We start from the raw sequence: 19,032 nt of genomic DNA on the forward strand, positions 1-19,032 counted from the left end.
TCAGGCGTTTTGGGCGACCCTTTGGTACGACTGCGCCCCGGTACCCGCCAGCTGGCCGCCCTCCACAATCAGGTATTCGGGGCGGATGGGCCGGCCCGCGAACCAGCATTCCAGGATCTCGCGGGTGCCCGCGGCGTAGCGCGCCTGCGCGGACAGCGTCGTGCCCGAAACATGCGGCGTCATCGCGTTGTTCGGCATGGTGCGCCACGGGTGGTCGGGCGGAGGCGGCTGCGGGTACCACACATCACCGGCGTACCCGGCGAGCTGGCCGCTGCGCAGGGCAGCCGCAATCGCTTCCGGCACGGTCTCCTCACCGCGCGCGGTGTTGACGATGTAGGAGCCGCGCCGCATGGTCGCCAGCAGCTTCTCGTTGAACATCTGGCGCGTGGCCTCGTAGAGCGGAGAGTGGATCGAGACGATGTCGACGGCCCGGACGAGCGATTCGACGTCGGGGTGGAACGTCACGTTGAGTTCCCGCTCCACTTCCGGCGAGAGCCGGCGCGTGTCGGTGTAGTGCAGGTTGACGCCGAAGGGCGCTAACCGGCGCAACACCGCACGCCCGATCCGGCCGGCGGCGATCAGCCCCACGTCCATGCCCTCGAGGTCGTAGGCGCGCTGCACGCAATCGGCGATGTTCCAGCCACCTTCGGTCGCCCATCGGTGCGAGGGCACGAAGTTGCGCACCAGCGCGAGAATCTGCAGCACCGTGTGCTCGGCCACGCTGATGCTGTTGCTGTAGGTGACCTCGGCGACGGTGATCCCGCGTTCCTGCGCCGCGTCCAGGTCGACGTGGTCCGAGCCGATGCCGGCGGTCAACGCCAGCTTGAGATTGGGGGCCTTGGCGATGCGTTCCTTGGTGAGGTATGCGGGCCAGAAGGGTTGCGAGATCACGATTTCGGCGTCGTGCAGCGCCCGCTCGAACTCCGAATCCGGGCCTTCCTTGTCCGAGGTGATCACCAGCTCGTGACCGCCGTCTTCGAAGAACTTCCGCAGGCCCAGCGCGCCGGAGACGCAGCCGAGCAATTCACCGGGGGTGAAGTCGATGGCCGCGGGGCTCGGCACGGTGCTGCCGTCGGGATAGCCGGCGATGGCCGGGACGCTGTCGCGGGCGTACTCGGGAGGGTACCCGGTCACCGGGTCCGGATAGAGCACCATCACACACTTGGCCATTGAGCCTCTCCTCGCTCCGTCGTTGATTCACAACCACTTTCAGTCTGGTGACGGGGTCAGGTGGCCGTCCAAGACGCTGTTCCGACCGGCCGATAGGCGGCACCGATCACCGCAGACAGCGGTGGGTTATGAGGGTTCGTTGAGCGCGGCGCCAATGCGTGCGTCGAGCGCGGTCTGCCGCAGCGCGCGGGTCAGCAAGGAGCCCGGCTCGGCGCGATTCGTCACCAGCGCGATGAGCGCCGTGACGGACGGGCTTCGCAACCGCAGCACGCTGACTCCCGCGGGTACGCCCAGGGTTTGGATCCAGGGTTGCGGGACGATGCTGGCCCACCGGCCGGTGCGGACGTGCGCGAGCAACGCCACCACCGAGTCGGTCTCCAGCTGTGGGGTTACCTCGAGGCCCTGGGTGGCGAGGGCCTCGTCGATGACGCGGCGCCCCCGCATGCCGTCGGTGAGGAGGCACAACGGCAGTCGCACGACGTCGGCCCAGGCGATGGTCTCGTCATGGGCACCGAGCAGTTCGGGCGCGGCGATGAGTACGGGGTGTTCGTGATACAGCGGGGTGACGAGCAGGTCGGCGGTGTCCTGCTGGTCGGGGTAGAGGATGCCGGCGTCCAACTCGAAGCGGCGGACCCTGTCGACGATGCCCGCCGACCGCAAATTGACCTCGAGTTGCACGCGGACCAGCGGATGCGCGGCGCAGAACGGATCCGTCAGCAGCGCAACCGTTGTCGACGCCGCGGGAACCACTCCGAGCCGGAGCTCGCCGGTGAGCCCTGTGTGCAGGGCCGCGACTTCCTGCTTCAGGGCGTCGCGGTCGGCCAGGATGCGACGCGCCCAGGGCACCAGCCGCTCGCCTTCCGGTGTGAGGCCTTCGAACTTCTGCCCACGCCGGACTAGGGGAACCTTGAGTTCCTGCTCGAGTTTGCGGATCGCCTCCGACAGCGCCGGCTGCGACACGTAACACGCGCTGGCTGCCCGCGCGAAGTGACGCTCCTGCGCGAGGGCCACGAAGTACTCCAGCTGGCGGAACAGCATGGCCTATTCGACCACGGGCCGGCCGCGGCTCGGCTGCCGCTAGGGCGCTTCGCTGCCTTCCTCGTCATTGTCGTTGGTGGGCAACAGTTTTTCGGGGTGGTGGTAGGTGTTGGTGCGGGGTTGGCAGCGGTTTGCGAAAGTACCCTTTAAAGCAATTCGAGCCGACAGAGAGACCACCGCGACCGCTCCCGGACCGTCTACTAGGGATGTGGCGTCGCAGTGTCGGGGTCAGTCTCGGTAGCTGCCATCTGATCAGGGACCGCTTCGAGGAAGCGCTCGGTCCACGTTCTGAATTCCTCGACGCTCCGGGAGCGCGCGAGACCACGTGCCACAGCGCCAAACATCAAAGACCTGAATTCCAGATTTCGTGTGTGCGCTTGCCAGAGCAGGACGGCTATCGGGACAAGCGCCAAACAAAACCATGATGATTGGTTGCAGTCGAGGAAGATCCCGATAGCGAATAACGGCGGCACGACGGCAAGCCGTAGTTCCCGCTCCGCTTCAAAAGGTCGGCCTCCGAAAACAGTTGCGGGTCAGGCTGGCTGCCTCTCTCAGTTAACAGCAAAGTCGCGGTAGCTGTAGCTCCATTTCGATCCCGATGCTGGCCTGCGAAGTCCTAGTGAGAAGCGCATGCATGCGCGGCCCAGCAAACTCGACTCCGTTGCAGACCACTCGCGGTCGGAGGTAATTTCCTGTGCGCTTCTAGAAAATACTGCTGAATCGGGTCAAACTCCGACTGCTCGAGCTTCGCCGCTGCAGAGCTGCGCTTGCTCAGTCTCTGCCTCATGACGGCAGGCAGATGTTTCCAAAAGGCATTAATGGCCCTGCGAGGTAGAGGCGACAGCAGGGGCGACAATCCTTGAGAGACCGATCCGACGAGGTACGCAGCCACACCGACGCCTAGGCCAACCCAGATCGACCGGCGTCCTTTGCGAGGTCGTACATAGCGGTGTCGACCGCATTGTTCGGCCCCGTTCTGATGTCAGGCTTAATGAGGATCCATACAAAGATCAGCCACAGGTAACCAGCGAGCAACGGTGCTCGCAGGTCGCGAAACCCTGGGAGGGCAGAGGCGAGAATTTGCACACGGTAACTTTCGCACCTAGCGGCTGTTAGCACATCGGTTTTCGCGAGTCGGACAAGTAGTCGAGGTCAAGACTCTCGGTGCGCAGGACGCGCGAAAGTGGAAACTCATCGACCGAATCAAGTTGTGCCGTAACCGAGCTCACCCAGCCAGTGAGCCCCTTTGACTGTGCTTCCGATTCGCACTGCCGGGCCCAAATCTCAATTAAGTACTGCCATGCGAAGTACCGGTCGCTCTGGCTGTGACTAGTCTCGCCAATGTATTTCACATACTTATTGATTTGATCCTTAAAATTTGCGTCCGTTGGGGCGTCGAGGTCGGTCGGTGGTTCACCGACATCGTCCGGGAACGGGATGATATTGGCCTCAAGGATGACAATGAGTGTCAACCCATGCGGCGGCTGCGTCCAGTCGTCGCATTGGACCCGGATCGAGTGAACACTGGCCACGGCGCGTCCGAGTGGCGATTTTTCTTTGCGGGCTTTAGCTTTGAGAGCTTCAGTGAGGGGATTTAGGCAATCATTTACTTCGTCCGGGTACGCAAAGCGTCCATAGCGGCGCGAGATTGAGAACGCGAACTTGCGCACCTCATCATCAGATCTAACTCCGGCAATGCGGTCGCACGTGACCAAAGCGGTCTTCGCCACCGTGGTAATGCCGTCGAGGTCTGCGAAAAAATCTTCGCCGGCTCTGGGAACTGCGACGTATCGAACCCGGGCGCCGGACGCTGCCTCACGCACGTCGTCGGCGTCCTCCAGGCGTACCAGCGGCGCAACCTGGATAAGCTGCCGATGGGGCAGTGACGCATCGCACGACTGGCTGACGACGACGACGCTATCCGTATCTGCCACCACTTTAGGTGTCCAGTTGTGGTCGAAGACAAAAGCTTTCGCGCCGCGAAAGATATCACCCTGGCGCCAGTCTCTGCATAATGCGCATAGCTCGGGTGCCGGATTTTGATCTGCTTCATCCTCAGTCGAACCAAATAGCGCCAAAATCCTTCCGATACCCAACACCGCTATAACTCGACTTCACCCACCGGCGTACGCAGGGGCTCGCGGATAGCATCAATTAGGCGTTCAGGGCCAAAAGGCGCACCCCAACTCGGACCAGCAGAATGTCCTTGGCGCAGACGGTCGATGACGCTCAATCCGTCTGGTTCAACTTGAAGTAGCCGCGCCCGAACCACCTCTGGCGTTGATCCATCAGGCATTTCGGTCTCAAATCCGCGGATGATCGCAGCGAAGGCGCGCAGCCGACGAGCATTCGACTCGTTGAGCCGTCCACCGTTCGCCCACATATGAACCGCCCGCCGGGAGACACCGAAGATCTTGCCCAGCTGATCCCATGTGAGTCCGGAGTGGGCCTTGACCCATGCGATTTCTTCGCGGTCGCTGCGAGACTCAGCGCTGCGAGGCACGGTTGGAACGGGCTTCGGCTTTACCGGAGGTGCGAAAGCGCCCGAACCCGTACGATTTACAGCGGCGAGCGATTGTATTGCACCATAATTGCCGCCGATTGAAGTCCCCGCTAGGCCGCCGAAAGCGGCAAGGCCAGCCATAACCAATGATATGCTAGCTTTGGTCGCATACGGACAGGTGAGTGGCACCTCAGTGCCGAAATCGCTGAACTGATAACGATATTCGGTCACTTGATCGCAGATGTCTACCGTCCTCGTCACACTTCACCCCCAAAAGCGGTGAGGAATTCTTCTGTCACGGCCCACCGGAAGAATTGATAGCCCCTTAGCGCTAAATCACGTACGTCCTCGTAGAGGTCCGCGCCCTGTTGTGTGCCGGGTGCGAATTCGCGGAACGAATCCGTGTCAAGCATCCATGTCGGGTAGTCGCATGTCGGTACCGAGCTGTCGATGCTCGTGTTGGCCGGCAGCATTCCCCACCGCGCCATAAAGGACGCGTCGCCGGGCAAGCGGTAGCGCGCTTCGGTGACAACCGAGAGGAGTTCGGCTTCCTCCTCCTGTTGGGATTTCGAGATTCCCAAGATCTCGGGCCGCAACAGTTCAGGCAGGCGACCTAGGAGATCCGGCTGCGTCACTAGATTGACGTATCGAACGCCAAGCCGACTGACATACGGCACGGCCACGTGCTCGTTCAGGGCATTCCACGCGTCAACAAGCCGCTGAGCGAATTCCCTGCGACGTACATATTGGGTGGTGTCGATGCTGAGGAAGGCACCACAAAAAGTGATTTGCCAGTGACGATCACCGCTGAGGAGACGAAACAGTCGGGTAGCACTGCGGTCCTCGCTGACACCGTCAGCGGTGATGGTCATCGTCACTTCATGACCAACTTCCATCAAGGGATACTGGTCGGCTAGCGCGTCGGCGACCTTTTTGCCGACGGCGTCCTCGTTGGTCGAGAACTTGGTGAGGTGCGGAAACCTGACCTGCGCAATGGTACGAATAAGCGGAGACCTCACCAATGGGATGTTGGTGTCGGACTCTGCGAAGGCGAATGGATGTGCTGCTGCCGCCATGCTTCACACTCTACTTCACAGTCGTGACAAGATTCGACGATCAAACGTGAAGGCAACAAAACGGGCGGGATCCATCGGTGTCGCCCGTGGGGGTTTTTGCGGGTGGTCCAACCGCCGGGTTCCTTGTTGGGGACCCAGAGTCAGGGCGCGGTCGGCGTCGCGGTAGGTGCCGTCGGGGTTGAGGCAGTCGGTGAGGGTGGTGGCCAGGGCGCTGAGTTGTTCGGGCCGAAAGCGGCGGCCGTGGTCGGCGAGCAGGGTGTGGGTGTGCTCGCGGGTGGGGGCATCGATGCAGCCGGGCAGCTGATGGTAGAACCGGCGGATCACCGCGACCTGTTCACCCCCGAGCTCACCGGCGCGTTGAGCGGCCGCGGCCGCGGCCAGCAGCGGCGGTAGGGGTTGGCCGGTGAGCCCGACGCGCGGGCCCAGATCGGCCGCAGCGCCAACCCGGCGGGCGGCTTCGGCGCGGCTGATCAGGGTGCGTTCGGCCAAAGCGTGGGACAGTTTGCCGCCCAGCTCGTGCGGGGCGGCGTCGCGGGCCAGGGCGTTGATCACCGGGTGTTCCAGGGCGGGCAGCATCCGACGCACCCGCTCAACCCGCTCCAATACCGCGAATTTGTCGTTGGTTGCCCAAGTGGCGCAGTGGGATTCGGCCGCTTGGCCGACCGCGGCCTCGATGGCATCGAAGGCCGCCATCACCGCATCGACATCAGCCGAACCGCTTGCACTCACACCGCCAAACTAGCCACCACCACCGACAAAAACCGGCACGTTGGGGCCAGGGAAACACAAGTGACAAAGATTTTTGGCGCACTTGCGCGACAGCGAACGCGCCGCTCAAGCGAGCCGTCGCGGGGGCCAATCCACGATCGAGCCGCCCGGCAGGCACCGGTGCCGAAGGTGCGCCGAAAAACCGGCAAACCACCCCAAATTACAGCGTCTCGTCCAGCTCCCCGAGCCGATCGGTCAACCGCAGATTGTCGGAGTAGTCGACCGGGCAACTGATCAGGGAAACCCCGTCGTCGGCGAGCGCCGCCTGCAGGGTCGGCAACAGCTCGTCGGCGCTGTTGATCCGATACCCTTTGGCGCCAAAGCTTTCCGCATACTGCACCACGTCCGGATTGCCGAACTTCACGTAGTGATGCTCGCCGAGCTCGAGGTCCATTTTCCACTCGATCAGGCCGTAGCCGCCGTCCTCCCAGATCAACACCACCAACGGGATCTGCTCCCGCACGGCCGTCTCGATCTCTTGCGAGTTCATCAGGAACGCGCCGTCACCGACCACGGCCAGCACCTTGGCGTCCGGCCGGGCCAGCTTCACCCCGAGCGCGCCCGGGAGCGCGAAAGCCATGGTGGACAATCCATTTGAGATCAGGCAGGTGTTGCGCTCGTACGTCGGGTACAGCCGGGCCATCCACATCTTGGTCGCTCCGGTGTCGACCAGGACCACGTCGTTGCGGCCCAGCGCCGCACGGGTGTCGGCGACCACCCGGGCCGGCGCCAGCGGATACCGCGAATCCTGTTGCCCGCTGGCGAATTCCTCGGCCAGCAGGCCGTGTCCGGGAACGTCGGGGTCGGCGGTGTAGGAGTGCCCGGCCAGTCCTTCGGTGAGCGCGTCGAGCGAGGCACTGATGTCGCCGATGATCCCGACGTCCACCGAGTAGTGCGCGTCCACCTCGGCCGGGAACCGGTGGACGTGGATGATCTTCTTGTCGGCCTGGGGGTTGATCCGGACCGGGTCGAATTCCTGCAGCTCGTAGCCAACGGCGATCACCACGTCGGCGTTGTCGAACCCAAAGTTGACGTAGTCGTGCCGCATGAACCCCAGGGTCCCGATGCTGTTGGGGTGGTCGTCGGGCATCACACCCTTGCCGTGGAAGGTGTTGGCAACCGGGACGCCGAACTCGTCGGAGAAACGGACCAGCGCCGCCGTGGCGTCGGCCCGGGCGGCCCCATGGCCGGCCAGCACGACGGGCCGCTTCGCCGCGCGCAGGATGTCGACCGCGCGGGCCACCTGCCCGGGTGCCGGCGCGTCGGCGCGGACGACGTTGCGCGGCAACGGCGAAAGGTCGTAGTCGGTCTCGTCGGCATCGATGTGCTCCGGGACGGCCAGATACACGGCCGCGGGCCGCTCCGTCTCGGCGGTCTTGAATGCCTTGCGGAACATCTCCGGAATGGCGTGGGCGGTGGGCACCCCGGCGGACCACCGCGTGATGGGCGCGAACATCGACACCAGGTCGACGTACTGGTGCGACTCCTTGAACTCCCGGTTATGCCCCACCTGCGCGGAGATCGCCACCAAGGGGGTGCTGTTCGTGGTGGCGTCGGCGACCCCGAGCTGCATGTTGATCGCCCCGGGCCCCAGCGTGGTCGACACCACCGCGGCCCGACCGGTGACGCGGCCGTACATCTCCGCCATGAACGCCGCCGCCTGCTCGTGCCGGGTCAGCACGTAGCGGATGGTCGACGACGCCAGCGCCTGCACGAAGCGAATGTTCTCCTCCCCCGGCAGCCCAAAAACGACGGAGACCCCCTCGTTTTCCAGGCACTTGACCATCAGCTCGGCGGCTTTGCTCATCCGGCACCTCCTAGTGGGAACGATAGTGGCAGGCTAGGTGTTGGACGTTTCATCAACCCTTAAACCCGAAGGATGTCAGCGTGCCTATCGCCACGATCAACCCGGCCACCGGGGAGACAGTCAAAACCTTCACCCCAGCGACCGACGCGGACGTCGATGCGGCGATCGCCCGTGCCTACGAGCGATTCCTCGACTACCGCCACAACACCACCTTCGCCCAGCGCGCCGAGTGGGCGAACGCCACCGCAGACCTCCTCGAGGCCGAGGCCGACGAGGTCGGCGCGATGATGACCCTCGAGATGGGCAAGACCCTGAAGTCGGCCAAGGCCGAGGTGCTCAAGTGCGCCAGGGGTTTTCGCTACTACGCCGAGCACGCCGAGAAGTTGCTGGCCGACGAGCCGGCGGACGCCGCGGCCGTCAAGGCCAAGAAGGCCTACACCCGCTACCAGCCCCTCGGGGTGGTGCTCGCCGTCATGCCGTGGAACTTCCCGCTCTGGCAGGCCGTCCGTTTCGCCGCACCCGCGCTGATGGCCGGCAACGTCGGAATCCTCAAGCACGCATCGAACGTGCCGCAGTCCGCGCTGTACCTGGCCGACGTGATTTCCCGGGGCGGTTTCCCCGACGGCTGCTTCCAGACGCTGCTCGTCTCGTCGAGCGCCGTCGAGCGCATCCTGCGCGACCCGCGGGTGGCCGCGGCCACCCTGACCGGTAGCGAACCGGCCGGGCAGTCGGTGGCGGCCATCGCCGGCGACGAAATCAAACCCACGGTGCTGGAACTCGGCGGCAGCGACCCGTTCATCGTGATGCCGTCGGCGAACCTCGACGAGGCCGCCAAAACGGCCGTCACCGCGCGCGTACAGAACAACGGTCAGTCCTGCATCGCCGCCAAGCGGTTCATCGTCCACACCGACATCTACGACGAGTTCGTGGACAAGTTCACCGAGCAGATGAAGGCGCTCAAGGTGGGCGACCCTACGGACCCCGACACCGACGTGGGTCCGCTGGCCACCGAGTCGGGCCGCGACGAGATCGCCAAGCAGGTCGACGACGCCGCCGCCGCCGGCGCCACCATCCGCCTCGGCGGCAAGCCCATCGACCGGCCGGGTTGGTTCTACCCGCCCACGGTGGTCACCGACATCACCAAGGACATGGCGCTCTACACCGAAGAGGTGTTCGGGCCGGTGGCGTCGATGTACCGGGCCGCGGACATCGACGAGGCGATCGAGATCGCCAACGCCACCACCTTCGGGTTGGGCTCCAACGCCTGGACCAACGACGAGGCCGAGCAGCAGCGGTTCATCGACGACATCGAGGCCGGGCAGGTCTTCATCAACGGGATGACGGTGTCCTACCCCGAACTGGGATTCGGTGGCGTGAAGCGCTCGGGATACGGGCGCGAGCTTGCCGGTCTGGGCATTCGGGCGTTCGTCAACGCCAAGACCGTCTGGGTCGGTGAGTCCGAGGAGGGCTCGGCGGCCGGCGGCGACAAAGTCGAATAGACCTCGAATACCTGTCGATTAGTCCTCACCCGTCGACCGCCGGCAGGCGCCCGCGCGGACCGCGGCGAGCGCCGTCGCGGCCGCGCGGTCGGCGACGGCGTGGTCGAGCGGTTCCTCGGTGACCAGCCTGCGGTAGTACAGGGGCGCAGCCACCAGGCCCACGAATTCGCGGACGTCGACGTCGGCGGGTAACTCGCCCCGTTCGATCGCCGCCTCCACCATGGCGGCCGCGCCCGCGTACCGGCCGGCGAAAAACTCACGCTTCAGGTCGGCGATCAACGGTTCACGCGCCGCGTCGGAGAACAGCGCGCGCACGATGCCGGCGAGCGTTGGCGAATCGCTGGCCATGAAGTCGACGAGGCTGCGGGCGAATGCGCGCAGGTCGTCGTCGATCGACCCGGTGGCCGGGATCGGAAAGTCCTGCGCGGCGACCTCGTCGATCGCGGCGGCCAGCACGACCTCCGTCGTCCTCCAGCGCCGGTAGATGGTGGTCTTGTTGACCCCGGACTGCTCGGCGATCCGCTCGATGGTGAGGCCGGCGTATCCCCGCTCGGCGAGCACCACCAATGCGGCGTCCAACACCGCGGCGCGCACCCGTGAGGTCCGGCCGCCGGGACGCGCGGTGCCGGGCCCCGGGCCGTCGGCCCCGCTCGCCGTCCGTCCCATAATGCAACCTCCTGTTGTGTTAACGACACCAGCATGCCATACTCGCTAACGCATCTATTAGTTGCATTAGTACGAGGAGGCGGCATGCGGTTCATGTTCGATGCGGACGAGTCGTTCTCGTTCGAAACACTGCGCGCGGTCGGGTACGCGGTCTACGGCGGAGCCGACATCGGAGAGGTGATGGCGACGGCCGCCCGGATCACCCCCGGCGATTGGGACTCGTGGCACGCGGAGTGGCGGGCCCTGGCGGACCGGATCGCCGGCATCGCCGATACATGCGCCGCGAGGGGGCACGCGATCAGCGCCAGCAGCGCCTACCTTCGGGCCTCGAATTACTACCGCACCGCCGAATTCTTCCTGCGCTACGACCCGGTCAACGACCCGCGGGTGGCCCAGACCTCGGCGCGCGCCGTGCAAACCTTCACCGCCGCGGCGGAAGTCCAGGCCCACTGGACACCGGTTGAAATCCCTTATGCCGGAATCGACTTGAAAGGCTACTACCTCAACGTCAGCGGGACGGACCCGGGGCCGACGTTGGTCGCACACGGTGGTTACGACTCCACCGTCGAAGAGCTGTACTTCGCCGTCGGTGACGCGGCCCGCCGGCACGGCTGGAACTGCCTGATCTTCGAGGGCCCGGGGCAAGGCGCGGCGTTGCGGATCGACAAGCTGCCCTTCCGCCCCGACTGGGAGGCCGTCGTCGCCCCCGTCCTGGACGTCGCCGTCAACCTGCCCGGCGTCGACACCAAACGCATTGCGCTGCTTGGCATGAGCATGGGCGGCTACCTCGCCCCGCGCGCGGCGGCGTTCGACACGAGGATCGCGGCGTGCATCGCCTACGACGGCGTGTTCAACTTCGCCGCCGCGCTGCCGCCGGTGCCGGTCATCGACGAGGTGATCGCCCAGCCCGAGAGCGCGCCGACGTCGCTGCGGTGGGCCGTGCTCAACGGGTTGTGGACGATGGGGGTGCGCACGGCGCAGGAACTGACCGACGCGATCGCCCGCTACGACCTGCGCCCGGTCGTGGACCGGATCGCCTGCCCGACGCTGGTCTGCGAGGCCGAGGCGGACCAATTCTTCAAGGGCCAGCCGCAATTGCTGTACGACGCGCTGCGCTGCCCGAAGACGCTGCTCACCTTCACCGCCGCCGAGGGCGCCGAAGAGCATTGCCACGAGGGCGCACTGACACTGTTCCACCAGCGGATGTTCGACTGGCTCGACGAAACCCTGGCGTCATGACGGGCCTCCCCTACCCGCAGCTCGACGCGGAGCAACGAGCGGTTTACCACCGGTTCCCGATCAACCTGACCCGGATGATGCTGCACACGCGCGACCTCACCGTGCCGTACTGGGAGTACGCCCTGGGATTTCGCAACGCCGCGATCCCCGCCCAGGTGCGCGAGCAGATCATCGTGCGAGTCGGCGCGATCACCGACTGTGAATACCAGCTGGTACAGCACCGGTCCCAGGCGCTCCAAACGGGCACCGATCCCCAGCTCCTCGCCGAACTGGTCGACAAGCACCACACCGAATTCGGCGATACGGCGCTCACCGCCCTGGTCGCCTATATCGACTCGTTGGTGAAACACATTGGCGCGGAACAAGACAAGCTAGACGCTTTGCGACGACATTTCCCGGACAACCAGGTAGTCGAGATCACGCTTCTGGCGGCGACCTATGTCCTGTGCGCGGCGTTCTTGAAGTCCCTGCAGGTGCCGCTCGACGACGGCCCAATCGACTGGGCGGCTATCGACAGCCGATCGAAGTGGAGTGAACCCGATGACGAAAGACCTTGAAATACTTCAGGATTACATCGACCGGTGCTCGAACTGGGGCCGATGGGGACCCGACGACCAGTTGGGCACCGTAAACCTCATCACCCCCGAGAAGGTTCGCGAGGCGGCGGCGCTGGTGCAGGTGGGCAAGACGATCTCCTTGACACTGCCCTACGACGAGCGGGGACCCCAGAACGGCTACCTGGGGAGAGGGAATCCCCATCTCTACCAGCTCACCTCCGGACCGGGTTACCTCGTCGGCGAGCAACGGGGGGTTGAGACCGAGACGCTGGCGAAGTGGCGCGAAGCAATCGGCCAACCCACCGCCGGGTACTACGACGACGTGGTGGTGATGCCCACGCAGTCGGGCACGCAGTGGGACGCGTTGTGCCACTTCTTCTGGCGCGGACAGATGTACAACGGGCATCCGGCGGGCGATGCCGGGACCGCGGGCAGCCGCAGCAACGGCGTACAGCACTACACGGGCAAGATCGTCACCCGCGGCGTGTTCGTCGACCTGGCCGCCCACCGGGGCGTCGAGTCCCTCGGAGCCGGTTATGCGATCACCGTCGACGACCTCGAGGACTGCCTGGCCGCCGAGGATGTCGACCTGCGCCCCGGCGACGCCCTGCTCGTCCGCACCGGCTTCATGGCCGCGCGGCGCGAGAACTGGGGTGATTACGCGGGCGGTCCCTCGCCCGGCCTGTCCCTGCATACCGCCCCGTGGCTGCGCGACAACGACATCGCCGCAATCGCCACCGACACGTGGGGCATAGAGGTGCTGCCCAACGAAATCGACTGCTGGCAACCGCTACACGTCGTCGCTCTCGCCCACACCGGTCTGGCCTTCGGCGAGATGTTCGACCTGGACGCGTTGTCCGAGGACAGTAGGTCCGACGGGGTCTACGAGTTCATGTTCGCCGCGTCACCGTTGCCACTGACCGGCGCGTCGGGAAGCCCGGTCTCGGCGCTGGCGATCAAATGACGCCCCCACCGGACGGTTCGGCGAGCGGGCTCAGTAGCTGCCCGCCAGCACCTTCTCGTCCTCGTCGGCGAAGGTGTCCTCGAGCTGCAACGGTGAGTAGTCGAGGTCGATCTCGCCGACGGGGCGGCCGCGGGCGCTGGAGATGGTGCCGAAGCGGCGCATGCCCTTGTCGGCGGCGTACTGCATGAACTCGTCCACCGACAGCCCGAACGGCATCGGGTCGTAGAGGGCGAAGCCCTCCTCGATCAGGCGCAGACCCAGCGGCATCAGTTCGTTCATCCGCGTCTCGAAGACGCCCCAGTTGGCGTCGTCGGCGGCAACGTGGCGCCGGCAGGTGAAGGTGCCCCACGCCATGTGGCGCCGCTCGTCGTCGCCGATGCGGCGGACCAGCTCCTGCATTCCGGGCAGGATGCCCCGTTCGACGCAGATCTTGTGCCAGCCGAAGTAGCCGGTCAGCGCCAGCATGCCCTCGACCATGTGGTTGTAGGTGACCGACGCCCGCACCTGCGCCGCCGGGGACGGATCGACCGCGAGCGCGTTGAGGCAGTCCGGCAACTCCTCGTAGAAGATCGTGCGGTAGGTCGGCACGTCCTCCAGGAAGTAGTGCAGGTCCTCGGTGATGCCGACGGCGTCGAGCCACATGCGGAACACCTGAACGTGCTTGGCTTCCTCGAAGGCGAACTGCGTCAGGTACATCTCGTCGCCCAGCCGGCCCTCGGCCCGCATCGCGGCCATGAACGGCTGGATGTCCTGGGTCACCGATTCCTCGCCGGCGATGAATTCGGCGCACAGCCTGGTCGCGTAGCTGCGCTCGTCGTCGGTCAGGCGTTCCCAGTCCTCGCGGTCGCGGGAGAAGTCGATGTCGGCGGGATTCCAGAACTTGGCGTTGCCGCCGGCAAACAGCTTGAGCGGCAAGCTATCCCAGTTCAGTCCGCCTTGCGCCATCGAGGCGATTCGGGTTCGGTTCATGTGACCTCCTCAGATCGTTGTGGGGCTGAGCTGACGGACCGGGATTTCGGCGCGGCCGAAAAGGCGGCGGCCAGCACCGCGACCAGGCGGCGCACCGCCAGCGCGGGCTGCTCGGGGCTGGGCTCGTCGAGCCCGAGGACCGGGTCCAGGCCGCGCATGTAAGGCGCCAGCGCCAGGTGCGGGAAGATGAGCAACAGCAACGACAACAGCGCGTCGGTGTCGGAGTCGGCGCGCAGGTGGCCGCGGGCCTGGGCGTCTCGCACGAGCGGCCGCAGCACCTCCAGGTAGTGGCGGTGGATGACGTTGCGCACGCTGATCCGCGCTTCGGTGTCGACCTCCAGCGTCGCCGCGGCGTGCAGCGCGCGTTCGTGCGGGTGGTCGGCGAAGTAGGCCACCCACGCGTCGAGCCAGTCGGTAAGGAACTCGAAGAAGGGCCGCCTCGGGTCGAGCCGGACGATCAGCTCCTCCATGTAGACGCGGACCCGCTGGCTGGCGATCTCGGCGATGAACGCGTACAGGTCCCGCTTGTCGGCGAAGTACTGGAACAGGCTGCCCTTCGCGACGCCGGCCCGCCGCGCGATGACGTTGAGGCTGCCGCGCGAGAAGCCGTGCGCACCGAATTCCGCCTCCGCGGCCTCGATGATGGCCGCGCGGCGGGCGGGGTCGACCCGCGCCCACGTCACTGTCGGCATGCGCGCCTCCTCGCCTTGGTGACCACCGGTCATCATACTGTGGCGCGCATCACAGTCAAGGGTCGCCGCTTCGCCGCGGGCCAACAGCCGCCGCCGCCGCCGAATGGCCGCGCAGCCCGACCCGTCGACCAGTTACGGCCGCATCTGGTAGGCGCCTGCCAGCGGCAGGATGTGTTCCTTCCAGACCTGCTCGTAGCTCGATGGGTCGTGCGCCGGGCGCCGGATCATCCGCATCGCGAACCGGGCCTGCTCGTCGGTGGTCGCCGGCTTGTCGCTCAGCTCCACCGCATAGGCGTTGAAGTCGCGGACCAGCACCGCGAAGATCTCATCGACCAACGTCGGGTCCACCCCCGACAGCCCGGCCTGCTCGAGGATCAGCTGGGCGTAGGGCACCGTCGCGAACAGCTGGCCGACGGCGAACGCGAAGTCGATGTCTTGCTGCTGCGCGGCGTCGGGGGTGGCGCTGGCCAGCATCTCCGCGAGCACGTCGATCTGCCCGCGCAGCAACGCGACGTTGGGCAGGTGCGCGAAGCCGTCGAACGACGCGCGCCAGTCGTGGAAGCGCACCTTGCCCAGCCCGCCGGTGGGTCCCTGGTTGAACAGGAAGGAGTCGTCGGACGCGTCGTCGCGGCGGCCGATGACGGGCAACTCGCTGCTCGGCGCGAACAGGAAGTTGGGCATGAACTTGCCGAGCAGCCCGATGTTGATGTGGACGGTGCCCTCCAAGCGCGGCAGCAGACCGATCTCGCGGGCCATCGCCTCGAAGATGGTGTCCTTCTCGACGCCCTTGGCGGCGATCACGTCCCACAGGGCGGTGATGACGCGTTCGCCCTCGCTGGTGATCTTGGCCTTGGTGAGCGGGCTGTAGAGCAGGTAGCGCCGATCGTCGGCCGACGCACTGCGCATGTAGTCGCCGGCGCGGCCGGCGACCAGCTTCATGGCGACCAATCGCAGGTACGCGTCGGTGAACAGGCGACGCACGTGGGTGAAGTCGGTGACGACGGTGCCGTAGAGGATCCGGTGGGACGCGTGGTTGATCGCCTCGTAGAAGGCGTGCGTGCACATGCCCACCGCGCCCCAACCCAGGTTGTACTTGCACACGTTGACGGTGTTCAGGGCGGCGTGGAAGGCGCCCGGGCCGCGATGCAGGATGTCCGCCTCGCTCACCGGGTAGTCGCGCAGCGCGTAATTGGCGACGTAGTTCTGCGAATTCACCACGTTCTTGATGAGGTCGTAGCGCTCGTGCTGGGAGTCGGCGACGAAGAACACGTACTCGTCGGTGTCGGCCAGCTTGCCGAACGTCGACACCATGCGGGCCACGTTGCCGTTGCCGATGTAGTACTTCTCGCCGCTGGCCGACCAGCCCGCGCCCGACGGGGTCAGGATCATGTCGGTCTGGTACACGTCGGCGCCGTGCGTCTGCTCTGAAAGCCCAAACGCAAACACCTCCCCCGCCTCCAGCATCGCGGCGGCCTTGCGCTTGGCGTCGGAATTGGCGCTCATCCAGATCGGGCCCAGGCCCAGGGCGGTGACCTGGAACGGGTACCAGTAGTTGAGGCCGTAGAAGCCGACGATCTCGGCGAATTCGCTGATCCGGTAGGTGTCCCAGCGGCAATCGGACGCGCCGTACTCCGACGGCGTCAGCAGCGAGGCGAAGATACGCTCGCGCCCGATGTGCTCCAAAAACTCGGAGTACCAGACTCTTTCGTGGTCATCGGACTTCAGGCGGGCCTTGCCGCGCGATTCGAAGAAATCCACCGTCGCGGCCATGATCTCGCCCGAGCGGCGGTCCGGACGGGGGCGTTGCAGGTCGTTGGGATTGAGCAACATGGGGCGACTCCGGTGGGGTTCTCGATCACGACGAGGGTGACGGTACTGCACGCGCCCGCGAAAATGCAGGCCCGTCGGGCCGCGCGGTCAAATCGGCCCTGTCGGTCCGGGGCGGGCCGACCTAGCATCGGTGGAGTGTCGGAAATCACTACCGCCCGCGGGACCATCGATACAGCCCAGTTGGGCGTGACGCTCATGCACGAGCACGTGTTCATCATGACCACCGAGATCGCCGAGAACTACCCCGAAGCGTGGGGCGACGAGGACGCGCGGGTCGCCGATGCCGTCGAGCGGCTCAACGAGTTGAAGGCCCGCGGCGTGGACACCATCGTCGACCTCACGGTGATCGGCCTGGGCCGCTACATCCCGCGCATCGCCCGGGTCGCGGCGCAGACCGACCTGAATATCGTTGTGGCGACCGGGCTTTACACCTACAACGACGTGCCGATGTATTTCCACTACCTCGGGCCAGGGGGCGCGTTCGGCGGGCCGGAGATCATGACCGACTTGTTCGTCCGGGATATCGAACAGGGCATCGCCGACACCGGCATCAGGGCCGGGATCCTCAAGTGCGCCACCGACGAGCCCGGCGTCACCCCGGGCGTCGAGCGGGTGCTGCGCGCGGTCGCTCAGGCGCACAAGCGCACCGGGGTGCCCATCTCCACGCACACCCACGCGGGGCTGCGCCGCGGCCTCGAGCAGCAGCGCATCTTCGAAGAGGAGGGCGTCGACCTGAGCCGGGTGGTCATCGGGCATTCCGGCGACAGCACCGACATCGGTTATCTCGAGGAACTCATCGCCGCCGGGTCCTACCTCGGCATGGACCGGTTCGGCATCGACGCGTATCTGCCCTTCGAAGACCGGGTCAACACCGTGGCGCAGATGTGCGAGCGCGGGCACGCCGACAAGATGGTGTTGTCGCACGACGCCAACTGTTACTTCGACGCCCTGCCCGAAGAGCTGGCGTCGCAGGCGCTGCCGAACTGGCACTACCTGCACATCCACAACGACGTCATCCCGGCGCTCAAGGAGCGCGGCGTCACCGACGAGCAACTGCACACCATGCTGGTCGACAACCCACGCCGCATCTTCGAGCAGACGGGCGCCTACTAGATGACCGAGCCGCCGATCCCGCCGATCGGCACCCAGATCTCGGCCCTGGCCGCCCAGGCCCCCGACGAGCCCGCGGTCACCTGCGACGGGCTGACGTTGAGCCGCGCCGAACTCGACGCCTCGACCAACCGGCTGGCCCGCGCCTACGCCGCGCGCGGGGTGGGCGTCGGGGACTACGTGACCATGGTGCTGCCCAATTCCGTGGAGTGGATCCAGGCGGCGATCGCATGCTGGAAGCTCGGTGCGGTGCCTCAGCCGTTGTCCGCCCGCTTGCCCGACGCGGAGCTGCAGGGCCTGCTGGAGCTGCGCCGGCCGAAGCTGTTGGTGGGTCGCGAGCACCACGAAATCGCCAGCGTGCCAACCCGTTTCGTGCCCGACGCGGCGATATCCGACGCGCCGCTGCCCGAGGCGGTGTCGCCGGTGTGGAAGTCGATGGGCTCGGGCGGCAGCACCGGGCGGCCCAAGCTGATCGACTCCGGCGGCGACAGCCGGGTGCACCCGGCCAGCGGTTACGCGCTCGGCGCGCAGGAGGGCGACACCTCGTTCATTCCGGTCCCGCTGTCGCACAACACCGGCTTCACCATGGCGGCGATGGCGCTGATCATGGGCCACCACCTGGTTTTGATGAGCCGGTTCGAGCCGCGCGCCTTCCTGCGGCTGATCACCGAGCACCGGGTCACCTTCATGGTCGCGGTGCCCACCATCATGCAGCGCGCGCTGCCGGCCTACCACGCCGACCCGCACGCGTACGACCTGTCGTCGATCCGGCGGTTCTGGCATCTGGCGGCGCCGTGCCCACCGGCGGTGAAACAGGCGTGGATCGACCTGCTGGGCCCGGAGAAGGTGTGGGAACTCTACGGCGGCACCGAATTACAGGCGTTGACGTTCATCTCGGGCGATCAGTGGCTGACCCATCGCGGCTCGGTGGGCGTGGTGGTCTCCGGAGAGATGAAGGTGCTCGACGACGACGGCAACCCCTGCCCGCCCGGAGTGGTGGGCGAGATCTACATGCGGCCCGCTCCCGGCAGCGCGCCCACCTACCGCTACGTGGGAGCGACGGCCAAGAGCCGCGACGGGTGGGATTCCCTGGGCGACCTGGGGCATTTCGACTCCGAGGGTTTCCTGTACCTGTCGGACCGGC

16 protein-coding genes and 1 pseudogene are annotated in these 19,032 nt (G+C 66.0%); 6 read left to right on the forward strand and 11 right to left on the reverse strand.

The genetic code is table 11. The features are described from left to right. The 7 genes and pseudogenes from A5714_RS02080 to A5714_RS02105 all read right to left on the reverse strand — a co-directional run bounded on the left by A5714_RS02080 (position 1) and on the right by A5714_RS02105 (position 8,362). Complete coding sequence (locus tag A5714_RS02080; RefSeq protein ID WP_068282259.1) at positions 1 to 1,170, reverse strand: NAD-dependent formate dehydrogenase; 1,170 nt, start codon at positions 1,168 to 1,170, stop codon at positions 1 to 3. 126 nt (positions 1,171 to 1,296) lie between these two features. Beyond that, positions 1,297 to 2,208: a LysR family transcriptional regulator gene (locus A5714_RS02085; RefSeq protein ID WP_068070282.1), complete on the reverse strand. Its 912-nt coding sequence runs from the start codon at positions 2,206 to 2,208 to the stop codon at positions 1,297 to 1,299. A 1,112-nt stretch (positions 2,209 to 3,320) separates the two neighbouring features. Further along, positions 3,321 to 4,307 (reverse strand): hypothetical protein, encoded by a 987-nt coding sequence (locus A5714_RS25810; protein ID WP_156747134.1) that lies wholly within the window; start codon positions 4,305 to 4,307, stop codon positions 3,321 to 3,323. A 2-nt stretch (positions 4,308 to 4,309) separates the two neighbouring features. Next, positions 4,310 to 4,942 carry a hypothetical protein gene (locus tag A5714_RS25815; RefSeq protein ID WP_197513507.1) on the reverse strand — a complete coding sequence of 211 codons (633 nt, stop codon included), beginning with the start codon at positions 4,940 to 4,942 and terminating at the stop codon, positions 4,310 to 4,312. Between the two features lie 26 nt (positions 4,943 to 4,968). Next, positions 4,969 to 5,787 (reverse strand): TIGR04255 family protein, encoded by an 819-nt coding sequence (locus A5714_RS02095; protein ID WP_082959527.1) that lies wholly within the window; start codon positions 5,785 to 5,787, stop codon positions 4,969 to 4,971. A 126-nt stretch (positions 5,788 to 5,913) separates the two neighbouring features. After that, positions 5,914 to 6,480: pseudogene (locus tag A5714_RS02100) on the reverse strand (DUF222 domain-containing protein); the annotation flags it as partial. Positions 6,481 to 6,715: 235 nt separating this feature from the next. Continuing rightward, positions 6,716 to 8,362, reverse strand: a complete 1,647-nt coding sequence (locus tag A5714_RS02105; RefSeq protein WP_068282272.1) for an acetolactate synthase large subunit — start codon at positions 8,360 to 8,362, stop codon at positions 6,716 to 6,718. Between the two features lie 80 nt (positions 8,363 to 8,442). Between A5714_RS02105 and A5714_RS02110 the strand changes: the two genes are divergently transcribed. Continuing rightward, on the forward strand, positions 8,443 to 9,861 hold the full coding sequence (locus A5714_RS02110) for an NADP-dependent succinic semialdehyde dehydrogenase (protein WP_068071456.1): 1,419 nt from the start codon (positions 8,443 to 8,445) through the stop codon (positions 9,859 to 9,861). An 18-nt stretch (positions 9,862 to 9,879) separates the two neighbouring features. Here the strand turns inward: A5714_RS02110 and A5714_RS02115 are convergent, their stop codons facing one another. Beyond that, positions 9,880 to 10,527, reverse strand: coding sequence for a TetR/AcrR family transcriptional regulator (locus tag A5714_RS02115; protein ID WP_068282277.1), 648 nt, complete (start codon positions 10,525 to 10,527; stop codon positions 9,880 to 9,882). Positions 10,528 to 10,611: 84 nt separating this feature from the next. Here A5714_RS02115 and A5714_RS02120 point away from each other — a divergent pair, with 84 nt between their 5' ends. The 3 genes from A5714_RS02120 to A5714_RS02130 are packed head-to-tail and all read left to right on the forward strand — an operon-like array spanning position 10,612 to position 13,287. Further along, a complete protein-coding gene (locus tag A5714_RS02120; protein WP_068282280.1) occupies positions 10,612 to 11,766 on the forward strand; it encodes a S9 family peptidase in 1,155 nt (384 codons plus the stop codon). Continuing rightward, the gene (locus tag A5714_RS02125) at positions 11,763 to 12,323 is read left to right on the forward strand and encodes a carboxymuconolactone decarboxylase family protein (RefSeq protein WP_068282283.1); all 561 of its coding nucleotides are present in this window, start codon (positions 11,763 to 11,765) and stop codon (positions 12,321 to 12,323) included. The genes A5714_RS02120 and A5714_RS02125 overlap by 4 nt, the downstream gene beginning before the upstream one ends. Beyond that, positions 12,307 to 13,287, forward strand: a complete 981-nt coding sequence (locus tag A5714_RS02130) for a cyclase family protein (protein ID WP_068282286.1) — start codon at positions 12,307 to 12,309, stop codon at positions 13,285 to 13,287. The genes A5714_RS02125 and A5714_RS02130 overlap by 17 nt, the downstream gene beginning before the upstream one ends. 30 nt (positions 13,288 to 13,317) lie before the next feature. Here the strand turns inward: A5714_RS02130 and A5714_RS02135 are convergent, their stop codons facing one another. The 3 genes from A5714_RS02135 to A5714_RS02145 form a co-directional block, all read right to left on the reverse strand. Beyond that, a complete protein-coding gene (locus tag A5714_RS02135; RefSeq protein WP_068282289.1) occupies positions 13,318 to 14,256 on the reverse strand; it encodes a R2-like ligand-binding oxidase in 939 nt (312 codons plus the stop codon). Next, positions 14,253 to 14,948 carry a TetR/AcrR family transcriptional regulator gene (locus A5714_RS02140; protein WP_068282298.1) on the reverse strand — a complete coding sequence of 232 codons (696 nt, stop codon included), beginning with the start codon at positions 14,946 to 14,948 and terminating at the stop codon, positions 14,253 to 14,255. Before A5714_RS02140 ends, A5714_RS02135 begins: the two co-directional genes overlap by 4 nt. A gap of 132 nt (positions 14,949 to 15,080) precedes the next feature. Next, positions 15,081 to 16,778, reverse strand: a complete 1,698-nt coding sequence (locus tag A5714_RS02145) for an acyl-CoA dehydrogenase family protein (protein ID WP_068071469.1) — start codon at positions 16,776 to 16,778, stop codon at positions 15,081 to 15,083. Between the two features lie 135 nt (positions 16,779 to 16,913). Between A5714_RS02145 and A5714_RS02150 the strand changes: the two genes are divergently transcribed. Together A5714_RS02150 and A5714_RS02155 are read left to right on the forward strand one after the other, a co-directional pair. After that, positions 16,914 to 17,891 carry a phosphotriesterase gene (locus A5714_RS02150; protein WP_068071471.1) on the forward strand — a complete coding sequence of 326 codons (978 nt, stop codon included), beginning with the start codon at positions 16,914 to 16,916 and terminating at the stop codon, positions 17,889 to 17,891. After that, positions 17,892 to 19,032, forward strand: a 1,141-nt coding sequence (locus A5714_RS02155; protein ID WP_068282292.1) for an AMP-binding protein, incomplete at its 3' end; no start/stop codon positions are given.

Origin of the sequence: Mycobacterium sp. E2462 (assembly GCF_001672685.1) — a bacterium.
Classification (GTDB): domain Bacteria; phylum Actinomycetota; class Actinomycetes; order Mycobacteriales; family Mycobacteriaceae; genus Mycobacterium.

Coding starts and splice junctions, on each gene's coding strand:
- A5714_RS02080 (WP_068282259.1), bottom strand. CDS start 1,170: ATGGCCAAGTGTGTGATGGTGCTCTATCCGGACCCGGTGACCGGGTAC.
- A5714_RS02085 (WP_068070282.1), bottom strand. CDS start 2,208: ATGCTGTTCCGCCAGCTGGAGTACTTCGTGGCCCTCGCGCAGGAGCGT.
- A5714_RS02095 (WP_082959527.1), bottom strand. CDS start 5,787: ATGGCGGCAGCAGCACATCCATTCGCCTTCGCAGAGTCCGACACCAAC.
- A5714_RS02105 (WP_068282272.1), bottom strand. CDS start 8,362: ATGAGCAAAGCCGCCGAGCTGATGGTCAAGTGCCTGGAAAACGAGGGG.
- A5714_RS02115 (WP_068282277.1), bottom strand. CDS start 10,527: ATGGGACGGACGGCGAGCGGGGCCGACGGCCCGGGGCCCGGCACCGCG.
- A5714_RS02120 (WP_068282280.1), top strand. CDS start 10,612: ATGCGGTTCATGTTCGATGCGGACGAGTCGTTCTCGTTCGAAACACTG.
- A5714_RS02125 (WP_068282283.1), top strand. CDS start 11,763: ATGACGGGCCTCCCCTACCCGCAGCTCGACGCGGAGCAACGAGCGGTT.
- A5714_RS02130 (WP_068282286.1), top strand. CDS start 12,307: ATGACGAAAGACCTTGAAATACTTCAGGATTACATCGACCGGTGCTCG.
- A5714_RS02135 (WP_068282289.1), bottom strand. CDS start 14,256: ATGAACCGAACCCGAATCGCCTCGATGGCGCAAGGCGGACTGAACTGG.
- A5714_RS02140 (WP_068282298.1), bottom strand. CDS start 14,948: ATGCCGACAGTGACGTGGGCGCGGGTCGACCCCGCCCGCCGCGCGGCC.
- A5714_RS02145 (WP_068071469.1), bottom strand. CDS start 16,778: ATGTTGCTCAATCCCAACGACCTGCAACGCCCCCGTCCGGACCGCCGC.